22 protein-coding genes are annotated in these 26,466 nt (G+C 70.0%); 9 read left to right on the forward strand and 13 right to left on the reverse strand.

Annotated features, from left to right (window positions below):
* Positions 1 to 37: 37 nt before the first annotated feature.
* The 6 genes from ACWFR3_RS13495 to ACWFR3_RS13520 all read right to left on the reverse strand — a co-directional run bounded on the left by ACWFR3_RS13495 (position 38) and on the right by ACWFR3_RS13520 (position 4,763).
* Positions 38 to 238: a hypothetical protein gene (locus ACWFR3_RS13495; RefSeq protein WP_453734700.1), complete on the reverse strand. Its 201-nt coding sequence runs from the start codon at positions 236 to 238 to the stop codon at positions 38 to 40.
* A gap of 37 nt (positions 239 to 275) precedes the next feature.
* A complete protein-coding gene (locus ACWFR3_RS13500) occupies positions 276 to 920 on the reverse strand; it encodes a TetR/AcrR family transcriptional regulator (RefSeq protein WP_453734701.1) in 645 nt (214 codons plus the stop codon).
* A gap of 42 nt (positions 921 to 962) precedes the next feature.
* Positions 963 to 1,739, reverse strand: coding sequence for a class I SAM-dependent methyltransferase (locus ACWFR3_RS13505; RefSeq protein ID WP_453734702.1), 777 nt, complete (start codon positions 1,737 to 1,739; stop codon positions 963 to 965).
* Between the two features lie 270 nt (positions 1,740 to 2,009).
* Positions 2,010 to 2,279, reverse strand: coding sequence for a pyridoxine 5'-phosphate oxidase C-terminal domain-containing protein (locus ACWFR3_RS13510; RefSeq protein WP_453734763.1), 270 nt, complete (start codon positions 2,277 to 2,279; stop codon positions 2,010 to 2,012).
* A gap of 30 nt (positions 2,280 to 2,309) precedes the next feature.
* Positions 2,310 to 3,326 carry a DMT family transporter gene (locus tag ACWFR3_RS13515; protein WP_453734703.1) on the reverse strand — a complete coding sequence of 339 codons (1,017 nt, stop codon included), beginning with the start codon at positions 3,324 to 3,326 and terminating at the stop codon, positions 2,310 to 2,312.
* Between the two features lie 339 nt (positions 3,327 to 3,665).
* Entirely contained in the window at positions 3,666 to 4,763 is a 1,098-nt protein-coding gene (locus ACWFR3_RS13520) for a MerR family transcriptional regulator (RefSeq protein ID WP_453734764.1), read from the reverse strand.
* A gap of 263 nt (positions 4,764 to 5,026) precedes the next feature.
* On the opposite strand from ACWFR3_RS13520, the gene ACWFR3_RS13525 reads away from it, so the two are divergent.
* The gene (locus tag ACWFR3_RS13525; protein ID WP_453734704.1) at positions 5,027 to 5,971 is read left to right on the forward strand and encodes a LysR family transcriptional regulator; all 945 of its coding nucleotides are present in this window, start codon (positions 5,027 to 5,029) and stop codon (positions 5,969 to 5,971) included.
* Between the two features lie 61 nt (positions 5,972 to 6,032).
* Here the strand turns inward: ACWFR3_RS13525 and ACWFR3_RS13530 are convergent, their stop codons facing one another.
* From ACWFR3_RS13530 to thrS, 3 genes are all read right to left on the reverse strand, one after another.
* A complete protein-coding gene (locus ACWFR3_RS13530) occupies positions 6,033 to 7,274 on the reverse strand; it encodes a cytochrome P450 (protein ID WP_453734705.1) in 1,242 nt (413 codons plus the stop codon).
* Between the two features lie 49 nt (positions 7,275 to 7,323).
* Positions 7,324 to 8,034, reverse strand: coding sequence for a tRNA-dependent cyclodipeptide synthase (locus ACWFR3_RS13535; RefSeq protein ID WP_453734706.1), 711 nt, complete (start codon positions 8,032 to 8,034; stop codon positions 7,324 to 7,326).
* 165 nt (positions 8,035 to 8,199) lie between these two features.
* Positions 8,200 to 9,444, reverse strand: a complete 1,245-nt coding sequence (gene thrS / locus ACWFR3_RS13540; protein WP_453734765.1) for a threonine--tRNA ligase — start codon at positions 9,442 to 9,444, stop codon at positions 8,200 to 8,202.
* A 425-nt stretch (positions 9,445 to 9,869) separates the two neighbouring features.
* Here thrS and ACWFR3_RS13545 point away from each other — a divergent pair, with 425 nt between their 5' ends.
* The 5 genes from ACWFR3_RS13545 (at position 9,870) to ACWFR3_RS13565 (ending at position 17,154) form a co-directional block, all read left to right on the forward strand.
* Positions 9,870 to 11,072 carry a hypothetical protein gene (locus ACWFR3_RS13545; RefSeq protein WP_453734707.1) on the forward strand — a complete coding sequence of 401 codons (1,203 nt, stop codon included), beginning with the start codon at positions 9,870 to 9,872 and terminating at the stop codon, positions 11,070 to 11,072.
* A gap of 66 nt (positions 11,073 to 11,138) precedes the next feature.
* Positions 11,139 to 12,104, forward strand: coding sequence for a diiron oxygenase (locus tag ACWFR3_RS13550; RefSeq protein WP_453734766.1), 966 nt, complete (start codon positions 11,139 to 11,141; stop codon positions 12,102 to 12,104).
* Positions 12,105 to 12,195: 91 nt separating this feature from the next.
* Positions 12,196 to 13,200 (forward strand): PDR/VanB family oxidoreductase, encoded by a 1,005-nt coding sequence (locus ACWFR3_RS13555; protein ID WP_453734708.1) that lies wholly within the window; start codon positions 12,196 to 12,198, stop codon positions 13,198 to 13,200.
* An 83-nt stretch (positions 13,201 to 13,283) separates the two neighbouring features.
* Positions 13,284 to 13,985, forward strand: coding sequence for a glutamine amidotransferase (locus tag ACWFR3_RS13560; protein WP_453734709.1), 702 nt, complete (start codon positions 13,284 to 13,286; stop codon positions 13,983 to 13,985).
* 211 nt (positions 13,986 to 14,196) lie between these two features.
* Positions 14,197 to 17,154, forward strand: coding sequence for an AfsR/SARP family transcriptional regulator (locus ACWFR3_RS13565; protein ID WP_453734710.1), 2,958 nt, complete (start codon positions 14,197 to 14,199; stop codon positions 17,152 to 17,154).
* Positions 17,155 to 17,191: 37 nt separating this feature from the next.
* Here the strand turns inward: ACWFR3_RS13565 and ACWFR3_RS13570 are convergent, their stop codons facing one another.
* Positions 17,192 to 17,677 carry a hypothetical protein gene (locus ACWFR3_RS13570; RefSeq protein ID WP_453734711.1) on the reverse strand — a complete coding sequence of 162 codons (486 nt, stop codon included), beginning with the start codon at positions 17,675 to 17,677 and terminating at the stop codon, positions 17,192 to 17,194.
* A gap of 131 nt (positions 17,678 to 17,808) precedes the next feature.
* On the opposite strand from ACWFR3_RS13570, the gene ACWFR3_RS13575 reads away from it, so the two are divergent.
* Positions 17,809 to 18,969 (forward strand): serine hydrolase domain-containing protein, encoded by a 1,161-nt coding sequence (locus ACWFR3_RS13575; protein WP_453734712.1) that lies wholly within the window; start codon positions 17,809 to 17,811, stop codon positions 18,967 to 18,969.
* 42 nt (positions 18,970 to 19,011) lie between these two features.
* Here ACWFR3_RS13575 and ACWFR3_RS13580 read toward each other — a convergent pair whose 3' ends face one another.
* Positions 19,012 to 19,416 carry a DUF5640 domain-containing protein gene (locus ACWFR3_RS13580; protein ID WP_453734713.1) on the reverse strand — a complete coding sequence of 135 codons (405 nt, stop codon included), beginning with the start codon at positions 19,414 to 19,416 and terminating at the stop codon, positions 19,012 to 19,014.
* 151 nt (positions 19,417 to 19,567) lie between these two features.
* Entirely contained in the window at positions 19,568 to 23,365 is a 3,798-nt protein-coding gene (locus ACWFR3_RS13585; protein WP_453734714.1) for a CHAT domain-containing protein, read from the reverse strand.
* Positions 23,366 to 23,447: 82 nt separating this feature from the next.
* Between ACWFR3_RS13585 and ACWFR3_RS13590 the strand changes: the two genes are divergently transcribed.
* The gene (locus ACWFR3_RS13590; protein ID WP_453734715.1) at positions 23,448 to 23,843 is read left to right on the forward strand and encodes a hypothetical protein; all 396 of its coding nucleotides are present in this window, start codon (positions 23,448 to 23,450) and stop codon (positions 23,841 to 23,843) included.
* Between the two features lie 10 nt (positions 23,844 to 23,853).
* Positions 23,854 to 24,777 carry a hypothetical protein gene (locus ACWFR3_RS13595; RefSeq protein ID WP_453734716.1) on the forward strand — a complete coding sequence of 308 codons (924 nt, stop codon included), beginning with the start codon at positions 23,854 to 23,856 and terminating at the stop codon, positions 24,775 to 24,777.
* 97 nt (positions 24,778 to 24,874) lie between these two features.
* Here the strand turns inward: ACWFR3_RS13595 and ACWFR3_RS13600 are convergent, their stop codons facing one another.
* Positions 24,875 to 26,419 carry an endonuclease/exonuclease/phosphatase family protein gene (locus ACWFR3_RS13600; protein ID WP_453734717.1) on the reverse strand — a complete coding sequence of 515 codons (1,545 nt, stop codon included), beginning with the start codon at positions 26,417 to 26,419 and terminating at the stop codon, positions 24,875 to 24,877.
* Positions 26,420 to 26,466 lie beyond the last annotated feature (47 nt).

The raw sequence follows: 26,466 nt of genomic DNA on the forward strand, positions 1-26,466 counted from the left end.
CGCCGCGCCCCGGGGCGGAGGTCCCACGAGCGCCGGGTCATGACCGGTCCTCGGCGCGACGGCGCAGGTCGGCCAGCTGGGCCCGCGGTACCTCGTGGAACAGGTGACGGGACAGGCCGATGAGGCGCCGGCGCAGAGCGGTGTTGCTGATGGCCGGGGCACCGGCGAGGGCGGCGTAGGTGCGGTTCCAGTCGCGTTGGGTCTGCACGATGTCGGGGGTGTGTTCTGTGGGCGCCATGCTCCCAGTAGATCATGTGTTCGATTTCCGAGGCGAGTCAGAAACCCCCTGCGTGTCGCTGGGCGCGGTCGGACGACCCCTTCTGCTGTACCGGCACGGCGCGCAGCCCGTCGGTGACGATGGTGAGCAGACGCTCGATGCGTTCTCGGCCGCCGGGATGGCTGTCGGTCCTCCACAGGAACGAGACGAGCAGGAGGACCTCGTCCGCGTCGGCGTCGAGCCGTACCTGTTCGGCGTCTTTGCAGGCGGTGAGCAACCGGTCCAGCGCCTCGATGACCGGAGGGCGGTGGCGGCTCCCGGGGTCCGCGCGCGCGGCGGCCTCGATGGCCCGGGATGCCCCGTGCTTGACGCGGCCGTAAGCGGCGAGGCGGTCGAACCAGAGGTGCAGTGCGTCCAGCGGCTCGTGTTCTTCGAGCAGGCGCGGGACGGCGTCGGCGAGAGCCTCGACGTCACTCCGGTAGACGGCGAGGAGCAGGGCCTCGCGGTTGGGGAAGTGCCGGTACATGGTCCCCTGGCCCACGCCGGCCGCCTTCGCGATCGACTGGAGGGTCGCGTCGGGGGTGCCGGCGAAGGCCGTGCTCGCAATCTCGATGATGCGGACGCGGTTGTCCTCGGCGTCCGAGCGCGTCGGGCGTCGGCGGGGCGGCGCCGTCTGCCCGCTACCGCGACCGGAATCGGGCATGCATCCGTCGCCTCCTGTGTGCGGGATGTGTTCCTGACGCCGTCACGGAGCGGACCGCAGGAGGACGAGAGAACCGTCGTAGGACGGTCGGTTGCGCAGGTGGCCGAAGGCTTCGTCCCAGGCGCCCGATCCCAGGGCGTGGCGCAGGGAGATGTCGAAGTCCTGGCGGGCGCGGTCGCCGATGAAGCTCCAGGCCGAGCAGGCCTGGCGGACGGCGGGGTCCAGCAGGAGTTCGGGGCGGCCGTAGTACGCCTCGTTGAATCCGTCGGTGCAGTCCAGCGGGATGGGGACGCGCTGGACGGTGGTCGTGCCGCCGAGTGCGGCCGTGAGTCGGTGCAGGGGCGGGTGGCGACGGGCCTCGGTCTCCAGGACGTCGGGAGCGTACTCGTAGAGCCAGAAGTCGCGAATGCGCGTGGGGTCGCAGGTCAGTACGGTGACGGGGCCGCGGGTGACGCGGCGCATTTCGCGCAGCCCGGCGTCGACGTCGGACCACTGATGGATGCTGAACAGGGTCATCGCCGCGTCGAACTGCCCGTCGGCGAAGGGGAGATCCTCCGCGACGGCGTCGATGGCCGTGACGAGTTGGGCCGGACGCCGGGCGCGCATGGCCAAGGAGGGCTCGACCGCGGTGATCGTGTGCGCACTGCTCTCGTACGATCCGGTGCCCGCGCCGACGTTGAGGACCGTGCGCGCCACACCGAGCGACCGGGCGATGACATGCGCGATGCGGTCGTCGGGGCGGCGAGAAGAGACATGAGCGGGGCGGGCGACCCCGTCACCGACATCACCGGCGCTGCCGTCGTAGGTGCGCATGACCATGGGGGACCTCGCCTTTCGGGCCTGGCGGGAGCTGCGTTATCCGCGCCCCGAACAACACCACCTATCTTGCATCTGCCACACAAAATCTCATAGCTGCTTGGTGAATGCTTGGCTGATCGGCCAAAGAGTGCGGCATGTGCGGCGTTGCGCTTGGAGGTTGTGTCGGCGCGGGCCCGGTTCGGTCACCCGGGACCGGCGTTCGGGTTCTTCGCCTCGCCCTCATACGCCGTGACCCCGCCATCAGATAGGGCCCGGCGTCCCCAGGCGGGGCTACGGCCACAGCAGGTGCTTCTGCCGCGGTGCACCGGAAGCGGCGCGCTCGTAGCGCAGCCGGGTGTGGACCCGGCTGGTGTCCGCCTGCCAGAACTCGACCGTGACGGGGGCGACGGTGTACAGCGTCCAGGCGTCGGCGACCAGGCCGGGGTCCCCGCCTCGGCGCGTGCCGGGACCGAGCGTGCGAGGAAGTCCGCCGCGCCGCGCTCGGCGGGCTCCGTGACCACCGGCCCCCGCAGCCGCACCTGGCGCCCGAGAGCCGGCCAGTAGAAGGTCAGTGCCGCGCCGTTCGCGATCCTAGCTTTCGCCTCGCCGGGCGTCGGCGTTGGTCACCGGCTCCGTGGCGGCGGGAGAGGTCACGCCGCTCGAAGCGACGACGCGGCCCGCCCGGCTGCCCGAGAGCGCCGCGACCGCGACCGCCGCAAGCGCGAGCACGACGCCCGACACCGTGGCCGCGGTCACCCGGGTATCACCGTGCGGCAGCAGCAGGTCGAGGGCGAGCGAGCCGACCAGCTGGCCGGTGATCGTGCACAGCCCGAGCAGCAGGACGCCGAGCTTCTGGACCGCGGCGACCGCGATGGTGATGAAGGAAATGCCGACCAGGCCGCCGAGATAGAGATACGGCTGGGTCGGCAGGCGGGAGGGAACTCCGGCGGCCACGGCATGCGCCAGGAAGATCACACTCAGCGCGCCGGTACCGGCGACGAAATTGAAGAACGTGCCCGCGTACGCGGATTCGGCGGCGTTCTTCACATGTCCGTTGACCGCCTGCTGCCAACTCACGCAGATGCCCGCCACCAGCGGCAGCACCAGCAGCAAGTAGGGGAATCCGCCGCCCAGTTTGTCCGACATCGACAGGCCCACGGCCGCGAGCACGAGAACCGCCCCGACGACCCTGCGCCGCGTGGGCCGCTGTGGCCCGGCAGGACCGAGCCCCATCCGGTCGAAGAGGAGCCCGCCGGTGACCTGTCCCGCCACGATCGCGACCGTGAACAGGGCGACCCCGAGCGCCCCGACCGTCAGGCCCTGCGCGAGCAGGAAGGCCGCTCCGCCGAAGCCGCCGAGCACCTGCCACCACTTGAGCCGCCCGGTACGTACATCAGCGAGGACGAGGCCGATCCCGCGGCGTGGCCCTCGCAGGACAAGAAGACCGAGGGCCAGCACCGCGAACCCCGAGCCGAAGGAGATCACCGCGGCCGCGAATCCGTCGCCGCCGAGCCCGGCGGCGAGCTCGCCGGTGATACGCGCTTGCAGGGATATCAGGGTGCCGGAGAAGACGGCGAGGAGCAGCCAGGGGGCTGCGGCGGCGGGCATGTGCGTAGGACCTCTGGTGGGCATCGACGGCGGGAAGGGGAGTGTTGCGAAGGCACCGGTGGACGGTGGCCGGGCCCCTGCCTTTCTAACTGATCACCCCTTCGCCGGGCAGGGCGGGCCGGATGACGAGACGCCACGGGGGACGCCGCTCGTGTCAGGCGGGCTCGTACCGTCACGGGCCCGCCAAGATCGGCGACCGGGTGGGGTGCCGGCCGCCTAGAGTGCGGTGCGTGTCGGCGTACAGCATTGGGCAGGCAGCGCAGCTGCTGGGCGAGCCGGGCAACCGGCCCGGCCCGCGGGCCGTTCGGAGCCGCCATCGCGCTGACACCGCGGCATGGATCAAGCGATGAGCAGGCGCAGGCCGAGATCCGCCGCGTCCAGGTCGGCGAGGTGACTGTTGCGCTCGGCCCACCGGCCGGAATCGAGGTCGTCGCTCAGGCGTTGCACCGCCCGCTGCTCGGTCTGCGGCCCGACCCGTGTCCATACCGACGCCGCCCGGCGCACCTGCTCGTCCAGATAGGCGCCGGGCCTGCGCCAGTACGCCTCGAAGAGGCCGTCGGCGCAGTCCCACGGGATGGGCACCGGCTCCGCGCGGGCGCCGATCGCATCGGCCATCCCGGCAAGCGAGGGAAACGTGGCGAGAACCGAGGCGAACTCGGGCAGGTAGTCGCGGGTGAGCCAGAACCGGTCCTGCCAGCCGGGCTCATCGGTGTCGAACGTGAGCACCACCACCCGCCGGGCCACGCGCCGCATCTCGCGCAGCCCCGCCAGCGGATCGCCCCAGTGGTGCACGGTGGAGACGGCCATCGCGACGTCGAAGGACCGGTCGTCGAACGGCAGGCTCTCCGCGGCGGCGGCCACGCACGGCGCCGCCCCGGCAGGCCGCTGGCCCCGCATGACCGCCGAGGGCTCCACCGCGGTCACATGGCGGTCCGCAGGCTCGTAGGAGCCGGTGCCGGCCCCGACATTGAGCACCGTCCGCGCGTCCCCGAGCGCGTCCCAGATCTGCGCGGCGATCCGCGGTTCGGTACGCCGTGTCGCGGTGTACGCGCCGCCGATCGCGTCGTACAACCGTGCGCCGAGCATCCCCAGTTGCTCCTCCGGTGTCACCTTCACTCCCCTCGCTCGCGACTCGAGTTCCCTGTCGATGGCTGCCACCATGGCGTCCGCGCGATCACGCCGCTCCAGCTGCAGGCCTCGCAGTCGGCGCAGATGGGCGGTCGCGTCGGTGGACGGATCACCGACCAGTTCGGCAACCTCCCGCAGTCCGAAGCCCAGCCGCCGGTAGGCCAGCACCTCCCGCAGTCGCTCCACGTCGCCGGCCGCATAGGCCCGGTATCCGGCGGCGGTCCGCGCCGAGGGCCGGACGAGCCCGATCTCGTCGTAGTGGTGCAGCGTGCGCACGCTCACTCCGGCCAGGCCGGCCACGCGTCCCACGGTCCAGTGATCTTCCACGGCACCGACTATGCAGCCTGACGCCACGTGAGGGTCAACTGGCGGACGCACCCACCGATTGGGGGCGATGCCTGCGGCCAGCGCGGCCGCGCCCGCCAGTGCGAGTACCGTCCGGCGCACCCCCATGTCCGGCCCGAACAAACCAAAGTTGACCAGCAGGAGCAAAGCCCGCAGCACAACAGCAGGTCAAATAACCAATCCGCCAACAAGTCACAACCAAATGTTGTGCACTAAGCTCGACCGGCATGGACCTCGACGCCGTCCGCACCTTCGTCGCCGTCGCCGATGCGGGGCAGTTCCAGGAAGCCGCCGTTGAGCTGGCGGTCACCCAGCAGGCCGTTTCCAAACGCATCGCCACGCTGGAGCGCAACCTCGGCGCGCGGCTGTTCACCCGCACCGCTCGCGGCGCCGAGCTCACCATCGACGGGCAGGCGTTCCTGCCTCACGCGCGCGAGCTGCTGAGCGTCGCCGAGCGCGCGGTCGCGTCCGTTCGCAGCGACAGCCGTCCGCTGCGCGTCGATGTGATCAACTCGCGCGGCGCGACGTCGGGCCTGATGCGCGGCTTCCACCGTGCGCACCCCGAGATCGACCTCGACGTGCTGATGCTGTTCGACATCGAGACGGCCGTCGCCGCCATCCGGTCCGGTGCGATCGACGCGTCCTTCCGCGCCGTCGCCGTGCCCGGGCGGCCCCTTCCGGAGGACATCGAGTCCGTCCGGGTGTTCGACGAGCCCCTCCAGCTCATGACCGGCCCCGCACATGCGCTGGCGGGCGCCCGGTCGGTCCCCCTCGCTGAGCTGGCCGGGCACCGGATCTGGATGCCCGGCATCGTCCCCGGTGCCGAGTGGACCGCCTACTACGACGATCTCGTCGCCGAGTTCGGCCTCACCATCGAGGCGACCGGCCCCAACTTCGGCTCCGACGCGCTCCTCGACACCATCGCCGACACCCCGGCGCTGGCCACCTTCATGGGCGAGCAGACCCGTCTCGTCTGGCCCGCCGGGCACGGCCTGCGCCGCATCCCGGTGACCGACCCGACGCCCGTCTACCCGCACTCGCTGATCTGGCGCCGCGACAACCCGCACCCCGCCCTCACCGCACTCCGCAACTACCTCGGCTCCGTACAGCCCGACCGCCCCGACAGCGATACGTGGACACCCGCATGGACACCCGAGTGGACGCAGCGGTAGGCAGGAACCCTCCGTCACAGGAAGCTTGTTGAGCGGGGCCTTCTCGGCTGGTCCGGTGAGATCACCACAGGACCGGAAGCCTCTCGGGAACGCGTTTGATGTTGCCCGTGCGCCAGCACAGCTGGTTGGCCGGGAGCGCGAGTCGTAGCCGTGGCAGGCGCTGCAGGAGGACGGTGAGGGCTTCGGCGGCGTGTACGCGGGAGATCGCGGAGGCGGGGCAGAAGTGGCGGCCGGCTCCGAAGGACAGGTGGGCGTTGGGGGTGCGGCCGAGGTCGAACCTCTCGGGGTCCGTGAACTGTTTCGGGTCGAAGTTCGCGCCCTCCACGCAGACCAGAACCAGCTCTCCGGCCCGTACCAGCACGTCACCGACCTGGACGTCGCTCTGGGCGATGCGGGGCAATCCGTCGCCGATGGACAGGGTGAAGCGCATCAGCTCTTCCACTGCCCGCGGCATCGCCTCGGGGTGTCCTCGCAGGTGCTCCATCGCCTCCGGGTGGCGGACCAGGGTGAGCACGGCGTGCAGCAGGAACACGTAAGTGCTCATGGCGCCGGCTCCGAACAGGGAGGTGACCGTGGCGGCGAGCATCTCGTCGGTCAGGTCGCCGCCGTCGCGCCGGGGATCGTCCCGCAGCTCGCACAGCCGCTTGATGAGGCCCTGTTGGGCTCCTCGCTCTGCGTTCACGTGCCGCAGGACGAAGGCATAGTCCTTGTCCCAGTTGGCGGTGCAGCCCTCGAAGACGACGGGGCTGGTGACGAAGCCGAGGTCCAGGCCCGACATCAGGCGCAGCCCGTCCTGGTAGGGCAGGCCGAGCACCTGGCAGACCAGGGCGGCGGAATAGGGCTCGGCGAACCGCTCGCGCAGATCCGCCGGCGGCCCCTCCTCGATCATGGCATCGACCAGTTCGTGCGCGCGCCGGGCCAGCCACGGTGCGGACGCGGGTCCGGTCCGGGGTCCGAAAGCACGCAGTACCTCTTGGTGGAGCCCGGCGCTGTTGACGTTGCCCATCGTGTTGACGACCTCGGCAGGGATCGTCAGGGCGTATTGGCGCGGCACACCGGGGGATGCGGTCTCGCGCAGGCTGAAGCGCTCGTCCTCCAGGACCTGCCGGGCCAGTGCGTAGCTGGTGACCAGCCAGGCGTCGTCGCCGGTGAGGGTCTGGATCCGGGCGACGGGGCTGTCCCGGCGCAACTGCGCGCACTCGGCGGGGATGGTGTCGCCTCGCCGGGACAGCGGCCAGTGCACGGCTGCGTAGGGGACCGTGTCGGTGTCGGCGGCGGAGGTCGCAGGAGGGGTGGATGTCACGGCGGTCTGCCTTCTTCCAGGGCTTCCGGCCCGGTGGGGGAGGGGAGGATCAGTCGCGGCAGGCGACGATGGAGTAGCCCTGCGCGTCGGCCGGGCGCAGCAGTCCCGTGGGGCGCTCGGAGAACAGCAGCCGGCCCAGTGCCAGAACGGTGTGGTAGCAGTGGACGGACGAGGCGACGCCCAGGATGCGGGGAGTGTCCACGAAGAACGGCAGTTCGGCGTCGATGTAGTCGAGTGCCGCCTGCACCTGTGCGGGAGAAGGAAGCGCGCCCGCCTGTAGCCGCTGGACGAGGAAATGATGTGCCATGCCGTCCCGGACGGAGCGCAGTTCCATGTCGGTGCGCAGGGCGGATCCGGCCCGTGCCCGCACTTCCCGGTAGCCGGGCTGCTCCAGGAATGCGGACAGCGGCCGCACCCGTACCCGCATCGCGGCCGGTCCGATGTCCTCCAGGGCGCCCCCGATGCGCCGGCGGACCCCGCGCAGCTGTTTGGCCGCGCTCCTGCGTGCCGCCGGGCGCTCGTAGCCAAAAGCCTCCAGCGCCGCCTCCAGGGCGACATCGGCGTGCACCACGTCCACGACGGTGAACCGGTCCGCCGCCCAGGCCAGGGCGCTGGCCAGCCGGTGGCGGGTGAAGTAGCTGTTGCCCGTGCTCACTCCGAACAACGCGTGATCCCCGCGTCGGAGAATGCCTTCGCTGCGTGCTCCCAGGGGCAGGACGTCCAAAGTGAGTTGGGTGGGGGGCGGTCCGCTGTGGGGCAACCGTGGCTCCTCGCTGTTGCCTTTGAATATGCGCAGCGAACATGCCCACGGTGAGTGACATGGATGCCGTCAATTCCCCTAAGGGATGACAGTTGGGTAATAGTTCGGATGTGTCCTGATGGGGGGTGAGGAGCCGGCCGATTCCTCCTCGCCGTGCGCCGCCTGCTAGGGGGCAGCGTCGCCCCACAGCTCGGTGCTGTGGGCATCGACGAGAGCGCTGATACGGGTGAGCGCGTCGCTGACCGGCTGCGGGTCGAGTCGGTGTCCGTCGCGCAGCCGCACGGCGACGTGATCGTCCGCGGCCTCCTTGGCGCCGATGACGGCTTGGTAGGGGACCAGGCGGGCTTCTCGGATACGGGCCCCCAGGCTGCCGCGCTCCGGCCCCGCGATCTCGGCACGCAGGCCCAGATCGGCACATTGGCGTGCGAGAGCTTCGGCGTTCGGCAGTTCGGCGGCGGAAATCGGCAGGATCACGATCTGAGTGGGGGCGAGCCAGGCGGGGAAGGCACCGCCGTGCTGTTCGATGAGATGGGCGACGGCCCGCTCCACGCTGCCGATGATGCTGCGGTGGACCATGACCGGGCGGTGTTTGGCGCCGTCGGCGCCGATGTAGTGCAGGTTGAACTGCTCGGGCTGATGGAAGTCGACCTGGACGGTGGACAGGGTGGACTCCCGGCCGGCGCCGTCGGTGACCTGAACGTCGATCTTGGGGCCGTAGAAGGCGGCCTCGCCCTCGGCCGCCTCGTAGGGCAGGCCGGAGCGATCGAGGACGTCGGCCAGCAGGGCGGTGGACCGCTGCCACTTCTCGGGCGCGGCGACGTACTTGCCGCCGGGGCCGGGGAGGGAGAGCCGGTAGCGGGCCGGGGAGATGCCGAGCGCCTCGTAAGCCCGGCGGATCATCTCCAGCGCGGCCTGCGCCTCCCCGGCGACCTGGTCCAGGGTGCAGAAGATGTGCGCGTCGTTGAGCTGGATCGCGCGGACCCTGGTCAGCCCGCCGAGCACGCCCGAGAGCTCGGAGCGGTACATGCCGCCCAACTCCGCCATCCGCAGGGGCAGCTCGCGGTAACTGTGGGAGCGTGCGCGGTAGATCACCGCGTGGTGAGGGCACAGGCTGGGCCGCAGGACGGCTTGATCTCCTCCGAGTTCCATCGCGGGGAACATGTCGTCGCTGTAGTGCGCCCAGTGCCCGGAGATCTCGTACAGCTCCCGCTTGCCGAGGACCGGTGAGTACACGTGGCGGTACCCCGCTCGCCGCTCGGCGGCGCGGACGTACTCCTCCAGGGCGTGCCGTACGGTCGCGCCGTCGGGCAGCCAGTACGGCAGGCCCGCGCCGATCAGCGGATCGGTGTCGAACAGGTCCAGTTCACGGCCGAGCTTGCGGTGGTCGTACATGGCGGTCTCCTCACGGATATCGGGCGAGTGACCGCAAGGCGAAGCCCCGGGGCACTCGCCCCGGGGCTTCGACTCAGACAGCTGTCAGCGCGCCGGGACACTCTCCGGCGTCGTCGTCATAGCAGCGCGCTTCATGGCGCAGACGATAGCTCGACGTATCGATGTCCGCACTGTGTTTTCTCGGCGGGGGCGTCCGCAGCGTGCGCGGGGAGCCCGGCGTGTGCGCCGCGCCGTGCATTCCCCGCCTCGCTGAGCGGCCTCCTGCAATGCCGCTGCAACGAGTTCTGCAGCAGTTGCTGCAACCCGTACATGCACGATGAGCGCCTCGTCATCTTGAACGGACAACGAATTGTCAGCAGCCGGTTCGGCGCTGCGCGATGTCCGCGAATGCCAACGTCCAGCGAGGAGAGAGACAGAGGATGCATTTGCTCACCGGAGTAAACATGATGTCCAAGGAACTTGTTCTGGTCAGTGCCGACGAGGACAAGCTGGTTAAGGTGCCGCTCGAGGGCATCGACGGATGGCGGCCGGCCAGCCCTCAGCACACGTGGATCGCACCTGACGAGGAGACGGTGTATGTCGCCACGGACGCTATTCCGCCCTTCAACGCCTCCATCGTCGTCCTGCACCTGAACGGCATCAACTGGGACGCCGGGACCGCCGACGTGGAGATCAGGCAGATCGTTCCGCTGGATGTCGCCGGCACGCCCTCCGACATGCCGAACCTCAAGCAGACGACTCCCCATCAGCCGATCATGCCGTGGACGAGGCCTCTCTACACGCAGACGCACGGCCCGACTTTCCTGCCCCGCTCGAAGTTCACCTACGTCACGCACTACACGGACGATCGAGTGCGGGGATTCAAGATAAAACACGACGGAACGCTGGAGCAGCGAATTCTGTACTCGGATCGCGCACTGACCAGGCAGACCCACGGGGTGAACTTCAACGCGAAAGGCACCGTCGGACTCGGCGTCGGGTACGACTACGACATCGGCGAGGTGCGCGTCTACCGGCCCGACCGTCACACCGGGAAAGTGCAGGCGACCCACACGATCCCGTTGGGGACGGAAACCGAGTACGGCGCCTTCGCGCACTATGCGGCCTGGATCGACAACCGCTTCGCCTACATCGGGGCCATGCAGGTCGGGTCCACGTCCAGGACGCTCCCGGGGGCCACGATCGTCGGTCCCAGTGTCTGGCTGATCGACACCGATCTGGACACCGCCGAACGCGTCATCGGCCCCACCCGCACGCCGGGCGGCGCGGGGATGTACAGGTCGCCGTCGGATGTGGCCGTCGCGAACGGCAAGTTGTACGTGGCGGAAGAGGATTCGTGGGGTCCGCAAAAGGAGAGCCCCTTCGACTACGGACGGGACGGCTACATCTCGATCTGGGACATCGAGGACCGCGCCAAGCCCCGTTTCGTCAAGCGGCTGCGCCCCGGCCGTGAACTGCCGGCCGACTTCCGCAACGCCCACACGGCCACGGCGATGTTCGACGAGGACTCCGTCTTCGTCTCCAGCTTCGTCAGCGATCACCTCATCCGGATCGACACCCGTACGGACAAGGTGGCAAAGGTCTACGACGCCGACGACGGGCTGAGCATGTTCCACGGGGAGTTCGCCGCCGGGCGGAATCGGTGACCGGGCGCGGCCGGACCCGGACACCCGGATCGTGAACACCGCTGTATTGGAGCCGAACCCTTGATCATGGACAACGGCCCGGAGCCCCGGGCCGAGACCGACGACCTGTCTCACACCAAACTCATGCTGCGGCGGCTGGCCACCAGTTGGCCCCGGCGGGCCTATGTGAAGAAACAGGAACTGGAACCGTTCTTCGAAGAGGACAAGGAGGACTTCCTGGAAAGTCTCCTGCCCTTCCGGAACATGCCGCAGTATCAGGCGTGCCCGCCTGAGCTGAAGTCCCGCGTCTTGAGCTGCGGCTGGCTGATGTACAACGCCAAGACCGTGCAGATAGAGACGGAGATAGTCAACCCGGCCTGCCTCGACATCATCAAAGGGACGATGCCCGGCTTGCGTGCGGCCGACTCGCAGCAAGCGGTCTGCGAGACAATGGTGGATGAGGTCTACCACGTTCATCTCGTCGAGCAGGCGAGCCGGATGACGCGTAGGCATCGCGGGATGGAAGGCATCGTGGTGCCTCAGTTCAACCTGGTCCGGCATATGGAAGAACGCCGGCAAGGCTGCAGCGAGCCCTGGCAGGGGCGGATGATCCAGTTCGCCACGGCGGTGGTATCGGAGATCTTCATCAGTGACTACCTGCATCTGCTCAGCGAAAGCCAGGACATCCAGTCCTTCAACCGCATGACGGTAGCGGCGCACCGCCACGACGAAATGGTGCACAGTCCACTGTTCAGGTCCCTGACCCAGCTGTTCTCCCACGAGCTGACGGAACAACAGCGCGCCGCTTTTGCCGACGTCCTGCCCGAACCCGTGGTCTGGTTCGCTGACCGTGAGCTGGACATCTGGCTGTCTCTCCTGCGGCAGATCGGGTTTCCGCAGGCCGACGAAATGCTCCAGGAATGCAAAAGCATGGGTGCCGCTGATCTGACGTCGCTGGACTACTCGGCAATCGTCTCGCTGGCGGAAGAAATCGGCCTCCTGGACTCCGCTGCGGCCCGCGACAGCTTCTCCCGGCAGGGCCTGATCGCCTGATTCGCTGTCTGCGCGCGGCTTCCCTGTACGCGGGCGCGGCCACCCGCGCCCCCGTACACAAGCTCAGACCGAGCACAGGAGTGTGCAGAACATGGCAGTTGACATCGCAGGCCTGCCGGCGCGAAGTGCACCCGGCCCCTGCCGCGAATACACCGCTGTCCTTCGCATCAGCGAGCGGGCGAGGGCCGCCGACGGAGTGGTCAGCCTCACCCTTGTCGATCCGCTGGGGCGCCAACTCCCCGGCTGGACACCAGGAGCCCACATCGACCTGATCCTGCCCGAGATCGACGCGGTGCGGCAGTACTCGCTGTGCGGCAGCCCGACTGACCGGTACACATGGCGAGTTGCCGTGCTGCTCGAGCCGGGCGGTCGGGGCGGCTCTCGTCATGTGCACCAGGCACTCGGCGTCGGAGCGACCGTGCGCGTCCGGGGCCCGAGAAACCAGTTTCAGCTGGAGCCTGCCGCCCGCTACCTCTTCATCGCGGGCGGCATAGGCGTCACGCCCATCCTGCCGATGCTGGCATCAGCCGAGGCCGAGGGCCGGGACTGGGAGTTGATCTACGGTGGGCGGTCGCGGGCCTCGATGGCTTTCCTCGACGAGCTGACGGATTACGGCGATCGAGTGCGCATCTACCCGCAGGACGAAGTGGGGCTGCTCCCGCTGGCGAAGGTACTGACCCCGCCGCGCCGGGACTGCCTGGTGTACTGCTGCGGCCCCGAAGCCCTGATCGGCGCTGTCGGAAGAGGCAGCGCCGGATGGGCGGCCGACAGCCTGCGCACCGAGCGCTTCAGCGCCCGGCCGGTGCTACCCGACGAGGAGAGGCACCTGACGGCCTTCGAGGTCGAGTGCCGGCGCTCGGGCCTGACCCTGACGATCCCGCCGCACGAGTCGATCCTCGACGTGGCTGACCGTGAGGGCGTGCTGACGTTCTCCGCCTGCCGCGAAGGAGTCTGCGGGACGTGCGAGACGAGCGTCATCGAAGGAGCCCCCGAGCATCGTGACTCGATGCTCACCGAGGAGCAGCGGGCGTCCGGGGCGAGCATGATGATTTGCGTCTCCCGGGCCCGTGGCACGCGACTCGTGCTGGACCTCTGAACGGAGTTGCACGGGGAAGCAACGCCGGCCGGAGGGGCCGGGCAGACCACCCGGCAGACCACTGAATCCTGAGGACGATCGAGATGACAGAAGCTGTGGCAATCCGGCACGTGGCCTTCGAGGACCTGGGTTCCCTGGAGCAGGTACTGAGGGACCGGGGCATCGACGTGACCTACGTGGATGCAGGCAGGGGGCGACTTCTGGAGCAGGTCGAACGGCGCTCTCCCCGGTTGCTCATCATTCTCGGCGGGCCGATGGGAGCGCTCGAGACCGCCGCGTATCCCTTCCTGGAGGAGGAGTTGGCTCTGATCCGATCCCGCCTGTCCTGCGAGAAACCCCTGCTGGGCATCTGCCTGGGCGCGCAATTGATCGCTGCTGCGATGGGCGCCGGAGTCTCCGCGGGCGAGGCCAAGGAGATCGGCTGGCAAGCCGTCGACCTGTCCGCGGCGGGTACTGACTCACCTCTCGCCGAGGTGACCACACCTGTACTGCACTGGCACGGCGACACATTCGACCTGCCTGCGGGAGCCGTACATCTCGCCTCCACACCCGCCTGCAAGAACCAGGCCTTCGCGGTCGGGCGCCGTGTCCTCGGACTGCAATTCCACGCGGAAGTACGCGGCGCCGACATCGAATCCTGGCTGATCGGCCACGCCTATGAGATATCGCAGGCGCCGGGTGTGTCCGTACACGAGATCCGGGCTGACACCCGCCGGCACGCAGCCCTGCTCGAAACCCGGAGCCGAAGGTTCTTCGACCGCTGGCTGGACGGTGCACTGACGTAGGGAGACGGCCGCCAGCAGCACCCGGGCTGACTCCTGTGTCGCGGACGCTGCCGTCATCGGCTCGGGTGGGACACCGGCCTCATCGTGCGGGCCAATGGTGCAGGACGGGTCGCAGCACCGGCAGCACCGGGCGCGGGGAGCGTCTGATGGGTGTCCCCGGAGGCGTTGCGCCGGTTAGGTTGAGGGCGACTGCTTCACGGGGGAGGCGGTGATGGGCGATCACATAACGCCTGCAACGCTGCGGTTTGAGGTGCTCGGCCCGCTCCGGGTCTGGCGCGACGGGGTAGAGCTTGACGCCGGGCCGGTGCAGCAACGGGTCATGCTCGCCGTACTGCTGCTGCACGCCAACCGACCGGTGCCACGGGAAAGACTGATCGACGCGGTCTGGGGGGCGGCGGCTCCGGGACGGGCCGTGAACCTGTTGCAGCGGCACGCCGCCGGGCTGCGCCGGGTCCTGGAACCCTGCCGCCCGGCCCGCGCGCCGTCACGGCTGCTGACCTGGACCGAGGCCGGCTACCTGCTGAGGGTGCCGGCCGGCGGGCTGGACCTGGAAGTGCTCACCGAGCAGGTGGAGCGGGGGCGTTCCGCCCGAGCCGCCGGAGACTCGCCCGCGGCAGCAGAGGCGCTGCGCGCCGCGCTGAGGCTGTGGCGTGGCCGACTGTGCGAGGGGCTGGCCGGACCCCTGCTGGACGCCGAGCGGGGCCGGCTGGAGGAATACCGCCTTGGCGTGCTGGAGGAGCGCATCGAGATGGATCTGGCGCTGGATGCCGATGCGGATCTGGTCGGCGACCTGCGCCGGCTGATCGCCGCGCATCAGCTGCGCGAGCGGCTGTACGGCCTGCTCATGCGCGCCCTGCACCGCTCGGGCCGGCAGGCCGAGGCCCTGCAGGTCTACCGCGATGCCCGCCGCCTGCTGGCTGACGAGCTCGGAATCGAGCCCGGTGCGGAACTGCAGCGTGTGCACAAACAGATCCTGACCGCGGATGCCGCTCTGGTTCCGGTGGCTGCATCGCCTCCGGTGCTGGCCGCCCCGGAGGGGGAGGGCACTGGCCACGGCGACAGCATCGAGCTGCGGGCACTGGGCAACCTCCCCACGGAACTCACCAGCTTTGTGGGCCGTCAACGCGAACTGGCCAAGGTGAGACGCCTGTTGCTGACCGGGCGGCTCGTGACACTCGCCGGGGTCGGCGGTGTGGGCAAGACCAGACTCGGGTTGCGCGCCGCGACGGACCTCCAGCCGGCATGTCGTGACGGCGTGTGGCTGGTCGAGTTGGCCGGGCTGTCCGATCCCGGCCTCGTCGCGCACGCCGTGGTCACCGCCCTGGGCATCCACGAGCAGACGAATCGAGCGCCGTTGGCTGCTCTGGTCAAGCACCTTCAGGACCGGCAACTCCTGCTGGTCCTCGACAACTGCGAACACCTGCTCAATGCCTGTGCCGTGCTCGTCGACACCCTGCTGCGTGCGGCCACCGGCCTGCGGGTCATCGCCACGAGCCGGCAGCCGCTGGCCATCGACGGTGAACACATCGTCTCGGTGCCGCCGTTGTGGGTGCCGGCGGAGGCCGTGCGTGACCCCGAAACATCAATCCGGCGCCAGTTCGAGGGGGATGCCGCACTCACCCTGTTCGAACACCGGGCGCGCGCCGCGGTTCCCTGTGGGTTCTCGATCTCACCGGAGAACCAGGCGACCGTCACCCGGATCTGCCAACGGCTCGACGGCATCCCGTTGGCGATCGAGCTGGCGGCCGGACGCCTGCGGGCGCTGTCTCCCGAACAGTTGTTGGCGCGGCTCGACGACCGGTTCGGCGTCCTGGCGACAGCCCGGCCCACCGCGCTGCCACGCCACCAGACGCTGCAGGCGACGCTCGACTGGAGCTTTCACCTGTGCACCGCCAGCGAGCGTCTGCTCTGGGCACGGCTGTCGACCTTCACCGACACCTTCGACCTCGAGACGGCCGAAGCCGTCTGCGCCGGAGACGACCTCCCGGCCACGGAGATCCTGGACCTGGTCGACGGTCTCGTCGACAAGTCGGTACTGATCCGCGAGGAGTCCGGGGGATGCGTGCGATTCCGGCTCCTGGAGATACTCCGCGCCTACGGGCGGGACCAGTTGTGCGACGGGGGTCTGCAGACGACTCTCCGGCGTCGTCACCGCGACTGGTACCTGGCATTGGCCGAACAGGGCGAGGCCGAGTGGTTCGGACCCCGGCAGGCGGACTGGGCGGACCGCATGCGGCTGGAGCATGTCAACCTCCGCGAGGCCCTCAACTTCTGCCTGACCACCCTGGGGGAGAGCCGGGCCGGTGCCCGCCTGGCCGCCGCACTGCACTTCTTCTGGATCGGCTGCGGCCACGTGGAAGAGGCACAGCACTGGCTCGGGCGGGCGTTGTCCCTCGCCTCCGAACCGTCCCGGGCACGCGCCAAAGCACTGTGGGTGATGAGCCGGATCGCCTATCTGCGCGGGGACCTCGCCGAGAGCGTGGCGAGAGCGGAGGAGTGCCGGCAGCTGGCCGGGCGGCTCGGTGACGACGAAGCCGAGGCCTACGGCACTCACATGTCGGGCGCTGCCGCCCTGCTCCGCGACGACCCGCAGCGCGCGCGCCTCCTCCTGGAGGAGGCCCTCGCCCGGTACGCCTCGCTCGGCGAGGTGAACAGTGTGGTCATCATGGCGCAGGTCCAGCTCGCCATGGCGAGCGTCTTCATCGGCGAGCCGAGCCGGGCGATCGAGCTCTGCCGTAAGGCGCGAGGGATCTGCGACGCACACGACGAAAAGTGGACGCTCGCCTATGCCCTCTACGTGCAGGCCTTCGCGGAATGGGCCAGAGGCGACCGGGCGGTCGCGGCCCGGCACGCCCGTAAGTGCCTGCGCATGAAGCGGGACTTCCGCGACAGCCTGGGAATCGCCATGATCGTCGACCTGCTGGGCTGGATCGCCGCCGCCGACGGTGAGAGCTACCGTGCGGCCGTGTTGCTCGGCGCGGCCGAGGAGGGGTGGAACATGATCGGACTCCCGTGGTTCGGTTCGACGTACTGGAGGGCCCCTCATGAGGGGGGAGAGCGGCGGGCGCGGGAGGCGCTCGGGCACGAGGCCTTCGAGAGCGCCTTCCTTCATGGCGTCCGGCTCTGCCCGGACGGGGCCGTCGCGTTCGCGCTCGATGAAGGCGGGTGACTGGCCGAGCCAGTGGCGAGGATCGGAAGTGGCTCTCTCATGGCTGCTGTGTGCTGACCTCCGTCTGCTCTTCCTGCACGGTCGTGGTGCCGACGGCCGCCGCGCTGGCGCCGACGAGGATGGCGACGGCCGTCGCCGCGCCGAGAACCGCGAGCGGCAAGCGCGGCCGGCGTCGCCGCACGGGCGGCTCCGCGGCAGGTATGGCGGGTGGTGTGGTGGGTGGTGTGAGTGGTGCGGGTGGCTGGGCGCCCATCGCCAGTTCCCGGCGAGCGGCTACCCAGCGCCGGGTGTCGTCGGCGTCGAGACCGCACGCGACGACGAAGGCGACGAGGACGGTCTCGCGGGGCAGGCGGTCCCGGCGCAGCATGGTCGCGGCCGTCGAATACGGCAGCACCTCACCCGCCGTGGCAGCCGCGCGCTCCAGCTCCCGGTAGCTGAGGCCCGACCAGGCCTTGAGGCGGCGCAACTCCGCCATGAACGCGGGCGTTTGGGCGGTGCGGGGTGGCACGGGCGGTGGCGTCATGCGGGTCCCTCCGGTTCCGGTGTGCGTCGCTGACCTGTGTATACGGGAACTCGCACAAGCTCGAACAGCTCATCCGTTGAACGAGCCCGGGAGCGGCGATCAGCCTTGGTCTCACATCTGTCGTCGTTGTCTTGGAGGCATACGTGGGCCGCGTCGGTTCCCTCGCTCTGTTACTCGTACTCACCCTCGTCGGATGCTCGGACGTGCACACCGTGGCCGGAACAGGGCCCGGCGGCGGGAAGGCGAGAGAGACCCCGGCAAGCCGGAACCCGGCGGACCCGGACGTCGACCGCTACCTCGACCGGGTACTGCCCCGGGGGGCCGGCCTCACCGTGGCCGCCGCCCGAGGGGGCGAGCTCAAGCACTGCGCGGGGCGCGGACTCGCCGACCGCGCGGCGAAGACCCCCGCGACCTGCGACACCGTGTACGACGTCATGTCGATCACGAAGCAGTTCACCGCCGCCGCGATCCTGAAGCTGGAGATGAGCGGCAAGCTCCGGGTGAGCGACCGGATCGGTGCGCATCTCGGCTCCGTCCCCAGGGACAAGCGGGCCATCACCCTGCACCAGCTCCTGACCCACACCGCGGGCCTGCCCGAAACGCTCGGCGACGACTACGACCCGCTGTCGCGCACGGAACTGCTGGCCCGGGTGATGAAGGCCCGTCTGCAGTCGGCTCCCGGCAAGGAGTTCCACTATTCGAATCCCGGCTACAGCGTGCTCGCCGCGATCGTCGAGAGGGTCTCGGGCCAGAGCTACGAACGCTACCTCTCCGAGAACCTGTTCCGGCCCGCCGGAATGACCCGCACCGGCTACGTGCTGCCCGCGTGGAAGCGCGAGCAGGTCGCCGTCGAGTACGACCGCCACGGGCGCCCGCAGGGACGGCCGATGGACCATCCGTGGGCGCCCGACGGGCCGTCCTGGAATCTGCGCGGCAACGGCGGGATGCTCTCCACCGCCCGGGACATGTTCCGCTGGCATCGTGCCCTTACCGGCGACAGCGTCCTGTCCGCGGCCGCGAAGCGCAAACTGTTCGCCCCGCAGGTACGGGTGCCGGAGCTTGAAGGGGCCTATGGCTACGGCTGGGTCGTCGTCGACTCCAAGGACGGCCGGGTCGCCTGGCACGACGGGGGCAACGACTGGTCGCTGGCGATGGCCGCGGAGTTCCGCCGCGACGGGATCATGGTGTTCTGGGTGAGCAATCACGCGTACCAGAAGGGGAAGTGGAACCTGGAGGACGATCACCTGAAGCTGACCCGAGGGATCGCTGAGCGGGTGCGACGCCCTGCCTGACGACAAGAGCCGTACGAGGAGTTCCCGGCCACCTGCGTGGCCTCAGTTGAACGGCACGTAACTCTCGCCATCGAGGTACAAGTAGCCGTCCTGCCCGATGCCCCACTGGTACGTGTGTCCCATTCCCGCGTCCGGATACGTCGTGAGCTGGTTTCCGCTGACCGAGAAGCGGCCGGTGATGCGTACGTCTTTGATGTCCATGCTGTACTTTCCGTCCCCATTGAAGCTGTAGACGGAGGACCGGTAGCCGTCGGTGATGCCACCGCTCCAGCTTCCGATCAGCGCGGCCGGGATGCCTGGCCTCTGATCGCCGGGGCCGCCGCCGACGGAGGTGCCGGGCCCCGCCGACGTGTCGTCTGCCCCGCCCTCGTCCTCACCGCAGCCGCCGAGGGTGAGAAGGGCGCAGAGCGCCACCGTAGGTACCACCGTGCATCGGGCTGTCTTCACCAAGCCTCCAAGCGCCACGGCATTCCGTGCGCCCGCAGCGTCCTCCCCACCACCGACAGAACGCAATAGAACATTCGAAAACTCAACAAAGCGGTCGAATCTGTTCAATCTTCCGGTGTAAGTAGCCCAGGTGTATTCAGCGAGGACCAGATCAGGGTCCCGCGTGCACCTGGCACGCCCACAGGGTGGGCGTCTGGGGATAGGTGTCGCGCAGGGTGAGGACGGCGCGGTGCAGTGCCTCGGCCGTGCGGGCGACGTCGAGGGTGCCGTCGTCCCTGTTCAGGGTCTCGTACACGCTGAGCGCGACTTGCGCCCCGATCACGTCGTCGACGTGCCACAGGGAGCCGACGACATGGGGGAAGCCGGCCATCTGGAAGGCGCTGACGATATGGACGGCCTCGTCGGCGAGTTCGGGGCTGGTGCGCAGGGTGTCGCAGGCGGACAGGTAGGCGAGCTGGACCGACGGCAGCCGCTGTCGGGCCAGGTCGCGCACGGTCAGCGGGTGTTCGTTGTGGTCGTGCAGGAGGAGCCGGCTGCCGGAGGCGCGTTGCAGGTCGCCCAGTGCGTGGCAGGCGAAGTGGGCGTAGGCGTGGCGGGGCAGGGCCGAGACGACCGCGGTGTGTGTGGCGGAGGCGTCCGCAAGGAGCGTGGTGTGGGGGAGCAGGCGGGCCAGGTGCTCGGCCTCGCGGCGTGCGCCGGGGAGCGGGGCCTGTCCGGTGGCCTGCGCGACGCTGACGACGAGGGTTGCGGTGCCCGCCGGGCGGGCGGCGCGTCGCCGGGCATGGTGCAGGGCACGCAGGGTCGGCGTGTAGGAGGACACCACCCGGTCCAGGGCGCCAGGAGCGGCGCCGGCGGGCGCCGCCGCGTGCAGCGGCAGTGTGCCCAGGAGGCCGCCGGGCGACCACCACACACGGGTGGCCGCGGGAAGACGGTCGAGGACCGGGCCGGTGACCGCCTGCCACAACCAGGCGAGGGTTTCGCGTACGTCCTGCTGCGCGCGCTGCGACTGCTTGCGGGAGATGCCGGGTGTTTCGATGCGCAGCAGTGCGTCCTGGAAGGTCTGCCGACGTGTCGCCGTCGTCCGTGGGTCGAGGCCCGGGAGCGGCACGGCGTCGATGGAGTGCTCGGTGACGATCAGGGCGTCGCTGCCGTAAGGGGAGACGTTGACCAGGACCACCGGGCCCGCCGCGGCCGTGGCGCGCAGTTCGTCCTCGTCCCAGTCGCGCACCGGACGCAGCAGGCCCAGTTCGGGGTGCTCGGCGCGGATTCGGGCGGTGAGGTCCCGCCACTCGGCGGCCAGTTGCTGCCGTACATCGGCGCGGGCGTCGGCTGGGGCGCCGGTGGGGGCGTCGGCAGGACCGGACGGTTCCTCCGACAGGAACCCCTGGCTGTCGGTCGCCGTGTCGAGGGCTTCTCGGAGCTCCTCGAAGCGGTCGGCGAGGCCGGGGGCACTCTCCCGGAGCCGCGTCAGATCGCTGTCGGCGTCGAAGGCATGGGAGAGGATCACGCCCCTTGCCTGTTCGAGCAGTCCGACCGCGAGCCCGGGCCGGCCGCAGCGCACCGCGCAGGCAGCGGCAGCGGCGCCGAGGCCTACGGTACGGCTCAGCAGGAACTCCTGGTCGTCGCGGACGAGATGACGGGGCGCGACCGACTGCAGCAGGTCGACCGCCACGACGTAGCCGTCCAGGGCGCCGCCCCAATCACCCAGTTCCGCCCGGACTTCGCCCCAGGACCGGGCGGCGTCCAGACGCAGGACGGGCGCGCACTGCTGCTCCAGGGCCGCCTGCTGGAACCGCTCGGCCGCTTCGACCAGGTCGGCCTGACGGCGACGGCGGCGGGGCCCCAGGTCGCGCAGGGCAGCGCCGAGGTTCGACAGGCGCTGCGTGCTCGTGGGGTGGCCGGGCGGAGTAGCCTCGAGCGCCCGGCGATACAGCGCGACCACGTCGTCCCGGGCGGACGACGACAGCAGGATTCGGGGGTTCAGGCGCCGTGCGCCCGCGGCCACCGTGAGGGCACCGGGCAGGTCGGGGGAGCTCGGGGGCAGCGCCGCGATCACCGCGTCGGTCAGCTCGCGGGCCTCGCGGGCACCGTCGAATTGCAGCGTGTGTGAGACGCGGCTCATCAGGGCGGCGGCGAGGCCCTGGCGGCGCCGGGACAGCCTCGGGTCGCCCGGCGGAGTGAGGGCGAGCGCCTCCCTCAGCAGCCCTACCGCCTCGTCGAGCCGGGCCACGGGGTCGGGGTCACGCTCGCTGCCTGCCATGAGGCTGAGCCCGATCGAACTCAGCAGCGCCGCCCGGTGTGCGGGGCCCATGCCGGGCAGTTCGAAGGCCCGTTGCCGGCACTCCCGGGTCTCGCGCAGGTCGTCGCCGTCCTCGGTCAGCCGGTGCCGCAGACTCAAGGCGGCGCTGAGGTTGAGCAGCCGCAGTCCCAGCGTCCCGTGTCCCTCCCGGGTGAGTGCCACCGACTCCCGATGAGCCAGCACGGCCTGGTTCAGTTCCTGCGACCTTCCTGAGCGTTGATAGCAGGCCATCAGGACCAGGCCCAGGTCGTCGAGCGCTGCGGGACGGTCCGGGTGGCCCGGCGGCATGAGCTCCTCGGCGCGCCGCAGTTGGCGCAGCGCCTCGTCCAGATCCGCCCCGTTCGCCGGCGGGTCGAGGAGGTAGCGGTTGTAGAGGGCCATCGCGGGAGCGATGAGGGGCAGTTGCGGGCCGTCCGTCGTCTCCCGGGAGGTGAGGGAGCGGTCGGTGAGGGCGAGCGCCTCGTCCAGATCGGCCCGGGAGCCGGTCGCGACGGAGCGGGCGCGCAGAGCGTTGCTCAGTGCGTTGCGCAGGGCGGCGGTCTCACCCGTATTCTCTGCCGTTCGCAGGGCCTCGGTGAAGACGGAGATCGCCTCGTCCAGATCCGCCGCGCGGCCGGTGTGGTGCGCCCTGAGGACGAGCGCCATGCCCAGGTCGTGGCCTGCCGTCGTGAGCCCTTTGGGATGGCCGGCGACAGCTCGGCGGCACACGTCCACCACCTCGTCGCACTCCTCGGGCGTCGCCCCCTCCACCTGCCGCAACAACACCAGTGCTGACCCCAAGGCGCTCAAGCCGGGGGGTAAATACGAGTCGCCGTACGGCAGTTGGGCCAGCACGTCGCGCGCGATGCCCGCCGCCTCGTGCAAGTCTTCGGCATCGTGAGAGTCCAGGTAGCGGTCCAGGACACGGCGGCCCAGACCGCCGAGAACGCGGGGCCGTTCGGGGGAGTCGGCCGGGATCCGCTTGAGGGCACGGCGGATGAACCGGACCGGATCCGCGTCCGACAGGTCCCCGAACGGCCAGGTCGCCCCCGTGAGGGTCACAATGGCGGCCACACCTCTGAGCCGGCCCGGGAACCAGGGGTCGTACTCCGGGGTCGCGAGGACGGCGAGGCTGCCGAGCCCGATCGAGCTGGCGCGCTTGGCGTCGGGCGAGAGCGGCATGGCGTCCACCACCATGGCCAATTCGTGGAGTCGGCGCACGTCCTCGGGCGCGCCCGGCGGCGGGTTGTGCTGCCGCCCCTGCATGACGATCTCGAACGCGGCGACCTGGGCCGCCCACTCGTGGGGGCCGTCGGCGTTCGCCGGGTCGGGGTGCACGGCGGGATCGTTCGACGCGTAACCCGCAGCCAACTCCGGAGGCACCAGCCCGGGATCGGCGACCCACACCGGGTAGAGCAGCGTCCCGGACATCGCCCCGTGGACCCCGCCGTCATCCCACGGGGCGGCCATCGCCCGGGCGGCGCAGAGCCAGCCGGCCACGTGCCGGGCCTCCATGTCGGTGCTGGGATCGCAGGTGCGCAGCAGCCCCCGGAGTTCGGCATCCGCGACGGGGCCGAACACCACGTCCGCATCCACGCTCCCGTCCGCCCTGTCGGCCCGGCCCAGGCGCACGCGAATCGCCTGAAGGAACCACTCCCGGTCGTACCTCACGGCTTCGCTCCCCCCGGCCGCCACCTCCGACGGCACGTCAACTTCCCCCGTAACTCTGCACGATTTACGGCACACTTGGACCATGACTGCATCTCCCGGCTTCCCCCGACCCGACCGCAGGGCGGCAGCGGCGCTGTGCGCCCTGCTCGGCTCGGCGGAGGACCTGCGGCAGCCGGGAGTCCGGGAGAGGGCCGAACAGGCACGGGACCTGCTGCGATCCGGCGCGGACGCCGACGAACTCGCCGCCTGCTTCGATGCCCTGGACATGCTGCTGCGCCAGACCGGGGACGCACGCGGCCTCGTCAACGGGTCCCGGAGCGGGGAAGTCCCTGGCGTCACGCCCCACATCAAGGTGGCCGTATGCCCGGGACCGACCCGGTGCACCCGCGTGGCACGGGCCCGCGACCTGCGCCCTGCCCCGCACTGCGCAGTCAACGACACCCGTATGCACAAGAGCCGCCTGGGCCCCGCACAGTGACCCCGCCCGCATGAACCCTCTCCTCGCCACCCTGGGCGGCAAACTCGCCGAACGCTGGCTGAACCTGCTGGTCCTGCCCGGCGCCCTCTTCCTCGCCGCGTCGGCCGTCGGCACCACCCTGGGACACCGCCGCTGGAACGACGTCGACCGACTGCGCACCACCCTGGACGACCTCGCCGCCCGCCCCGCCCTCGAGCACACCGGGACCGCCGCACTCGTGGTCGCACTCATCCTGCTCACCGCGACGGCGGCCTCACTCGCCGCGCAGTTCCTCGGCGGCGTGATCGAGCAGTACTGGCTGCGCGTCGCACGCGACCCGCTCTCGCACGCCCTTGCCGACCGGCGCAGGCGCAAGTGGGAGCGCAGGGAGCAGGAGTTGGATGCGGCCTACCCCCTCACGTACACCGATGCCGAAGACGGCCACGCGGTGGCGACCCCGGCACGGTCCTTCGCACAGATCCAGGCGCTCACCGACGCCCGCAACCGCGTGGCGCTGCGCCGGCCCACCCGCCCCACCTGGTACGGCGACCGCATGCAGGCGACGGCGGACCGCGTAGAGGCCGCCTACGGCGTGGACCTCGCCGCTCTCTGGCCCCGCCTGTGGCTGATCCTCCCCGAACCCGCCGTACGCCACATCCAGTCGGCGCACGACTCCTTCAGCACCGCCGCCCGCCTCGCCGCCTGGGCCGTGGGCTACGCCCTGCTCGCCTGCTGGTGGTGGCCGACCGCACTGATAGCCGTCGGCTGCGCAGCGGTCGCCCGCTCCCGCGCCCGCGACGCCCTGGAGGCGCTCGCCGGGCTCATCGAGGCCGCCGTCGACGTCCACGGCCGTGAACTGGCCGGGCGGGTCGGCCTGATGGCGGCGGACTCGGCGGAGCTGCTCGGCCATGAGGCGGGGGACCGGATGTCGGAGCTGTTCAGGAAGGCGGAGTGAGGGTGCGGGCAGCATGCCGGGTGCAGGACATCGGCGGTGATCCGGCGACCTGCAGGGCTCTCGCACGGGGCGAACGTCGTGCGAGAGCCGGTGGCCGTCAGGCGCCGGGCAGGCTCACCGTCCCGTAGATCGGGTAGTGATCGGACTTTCCGGCGTCGGGGGTGACAGTGCACGAAGTGAACTGTGCGGTGTCCGGGGCGAAGATGTAGTCGATCTTGATCTTCCGGCCACTGAGCGGCTTCGTCACCTCGCCGTTCCGGGGGCTCCCGGCGATGCTCCCTTCGTCGCACTCACGGTGCGCCGCGTAGGTGTCGGTCAGGACCGTGTTGGGGCCATCGGATTGCGTGTAGTCCGGCGGTACGGAGTTGAAGTCACCGCCGAAAACGACCCGGTAACCCTTCTTCTCGTACTCTGCCACGATGCCCCCGAGCTCCTTCGCCTGCTTGGTGCGCCACACCCCGTCCTTGTCGCCGTAGTCCGCCCCGCCCGCGCTGAAGTGGGCATTGCACACCATGACGGCCCGTGAAGGCAGAGCGGCACACAGAGCCGAACGCTCCTCGAACTCGGAGGTGTCCGGAGACGAGAGGGCGTGCTGCTTGTACCAGGCGTTCTCGTCGGGCACCGCGATGGCCACGCCGTAAGCTCCCCGGTCCGCGCTGTCGGGCTTGGGCCCCATGGCGCATTGTTTCTGGACCGGGGGACCGCCCGATTGGTGGTGGAGGGGGGCGAAGCGCACATCCCACCCGCGCCCAGTGCCACCTTCTGCTACAGGTTTTTCGAGCATCCACTCGACGCGCTTGGCATGCTTCTCGCAGAACTCCTGGAAGAAGATGACATCAGGATCCTTGAGCCGGCTCTGGATCTGCTCGTTGAGTTCAGCGTAACCGGCGCGTTCGTCACTCCACCCGCAATCGTCGTTGTTGTTCGCGCACACGTTCCACGACATCACGTCGAGAGTCGATGCGGCCGCCGGGCCCGGCGTCGGCAGGGCGCCGCCGCCGGCACTGGTCACGGGTTCCAGAACGAACTTCTCCCAGGAGCCGACCGAGGTGGCCCGCGCCCGCAACAGACCGTCGCCTGTTTCGCTCGCGTCGGCGGAGACGTACATCGGTGTCGTGCCGTCCGTCTCGCTGACCTTCAACGCCAGCACCCGCGACCCCGCAGGTGACCCCGACGGCGCCCCCGTGGCGTAGAACACCGGTGTGAACTGCTGCCACAGCCCGAGCCCGGCGCCCCGAGCCCTGAGCATCCCCTTCTGTTCCCCGCCGTACTGGAACTCCGCCGTGACGAAGAATCCGGTGACCTCGGACCGGAAGCCGACTGTCTTCGCCCTGTGATTGGTGTGCAGCGTGAGCCGCTCCCAGGAGCCGACCGAATCGGCGCGGGCCTGCAGCCGCCACTGCAACTGCGTGTCCGTCTCCTGGAGCGCGACGGAGACGTACTTCCCGGTCGCCAGCGACTTCAAGGCCCACTTCTGACCGGCCGATTTGGCGATTGCCTCGGCGTCCTGTGACACCTCTGCAGCGCCTGCCGATGGCGCGGCAAGCACCTGCAGTCCGGCTATCACGGCACAAAATGCCGCGAGTAGCCTAAAAAATCGACGCATCCTGTCTCTCCCCCCTATGTGAACACGTGTGCTCATAGGGGGAGCACTCTAAGTGATTGGCTGTCGATGTTGACCAAGAGGTC

Source organism: Streptomyces sp. NPDC055189, assembly GCF_053606765.1.

Excerpts from the sequence above, each read along its gene's own strand:
- ACWFR3_RS13495 (WP_453734700.1), bottom strand. The coding sequence starts at position 238 with ATGGCGCCCACAGAACACACCCCCGACATCGTGCAGACCCAACGCGAC.
- ACWFR3_RS13500 (WP_453734701.1), bottom strand. The coding sequence starts at position 920 with ATGCCCGATTCCGGTCGCGGTAGCGGGCAGACGGCGCCGCCCCGCCGA.
- ACWFR3_RS13505 (WP_453734702.1), bottom strand. The coding sequence starts at position 1,739 with ATGGTCATGCGCACCTACGACGGCAGCGCCGGTGATGTCGGTGACGGG.
- ACWFR3_RS13515 (WP_453734703.1), bottom strand. The coding sequence starts at position 3,326 with ATGCCCGCCGCCGCAGCCCCCTGGCTGCTCCTCGCCGTCTTCTCCGGC.
- ACWFR3_RS13525 (WP_453734704.1), top strand. The coding sequence starts at position 5,027 with ATGGACCTCGACGCCGTCCGCACCTTCGTCGCCGTCGCCGATGCGGGG.
- ACWFR3_RS13545 (WP_453734707.1), top strand. The coding sequence starts at position 9,870 with ATGATGTCCAAGGAACTTGTTCTGGTCAGTGCCGACGAGGACAAGCTG.
- ACWFR3_RS13550 (WP_453734766.1), top strand. The coding sequence starts at position 11,139 with ATGGACAACGGCCCGGAGCCCCGGGCCGAGACCGACGACCTGTCTCAC.
- ACWFR3_RS13555 (WP_453734708.1), top strand. The coding sequence starts at position 12,196 with ATGGCAGTTGACATCGCAGGCCTGCCGGCGCGAAGTGCACCCGGCCCC.
- ACWFR3_RS13560 (WP_453734709.1), top strand. The coding sequence starts at position 13,284 with ATGACAGAAGCTGTGGCAATCCGGCACGTGGCCTTCGAGGACCTGGGT.
- ACWFR3_RS13565 (WP_453734710.1), top strand. The coding sequence starts at position 14,197 with ATGGGCGATCACATAACGCCTGCAACGCTGCGGTTTGAGGTGCTCGGC.
- ACWFR3_RS13570 (WP_453734711.1), bottom strand. The coding sequence starts at position 17,677 with ATGACGCCACCGCCCGTGCCACCCCGCACCGCCCAAACGCCCGCGTTC.
- ACWFR3_RS13590 (WP_453734715.1), top strand. The coding sequence starts at position 23,448 with ATGACTGCATCTCCCGGCTTCCCCCGACCCGACCGCAGGGCGGCAGCG.
- ACWFR3_RS13595 (WP_453734716.1), top strand. The coding sequence starts at position 23,854 with ATGAACCCTCTCCTCGCCACCCTGGGCGGCAAACTCGCCGAACGCTGG.
- ACWFR3_RS13600 (WP_453734717.1), bottom strand. The coding sequence starts at position 26,419 with ATGAGCACACGTGTTCACATAGGGGGGAGAGACAGGATGCGTCGATTT.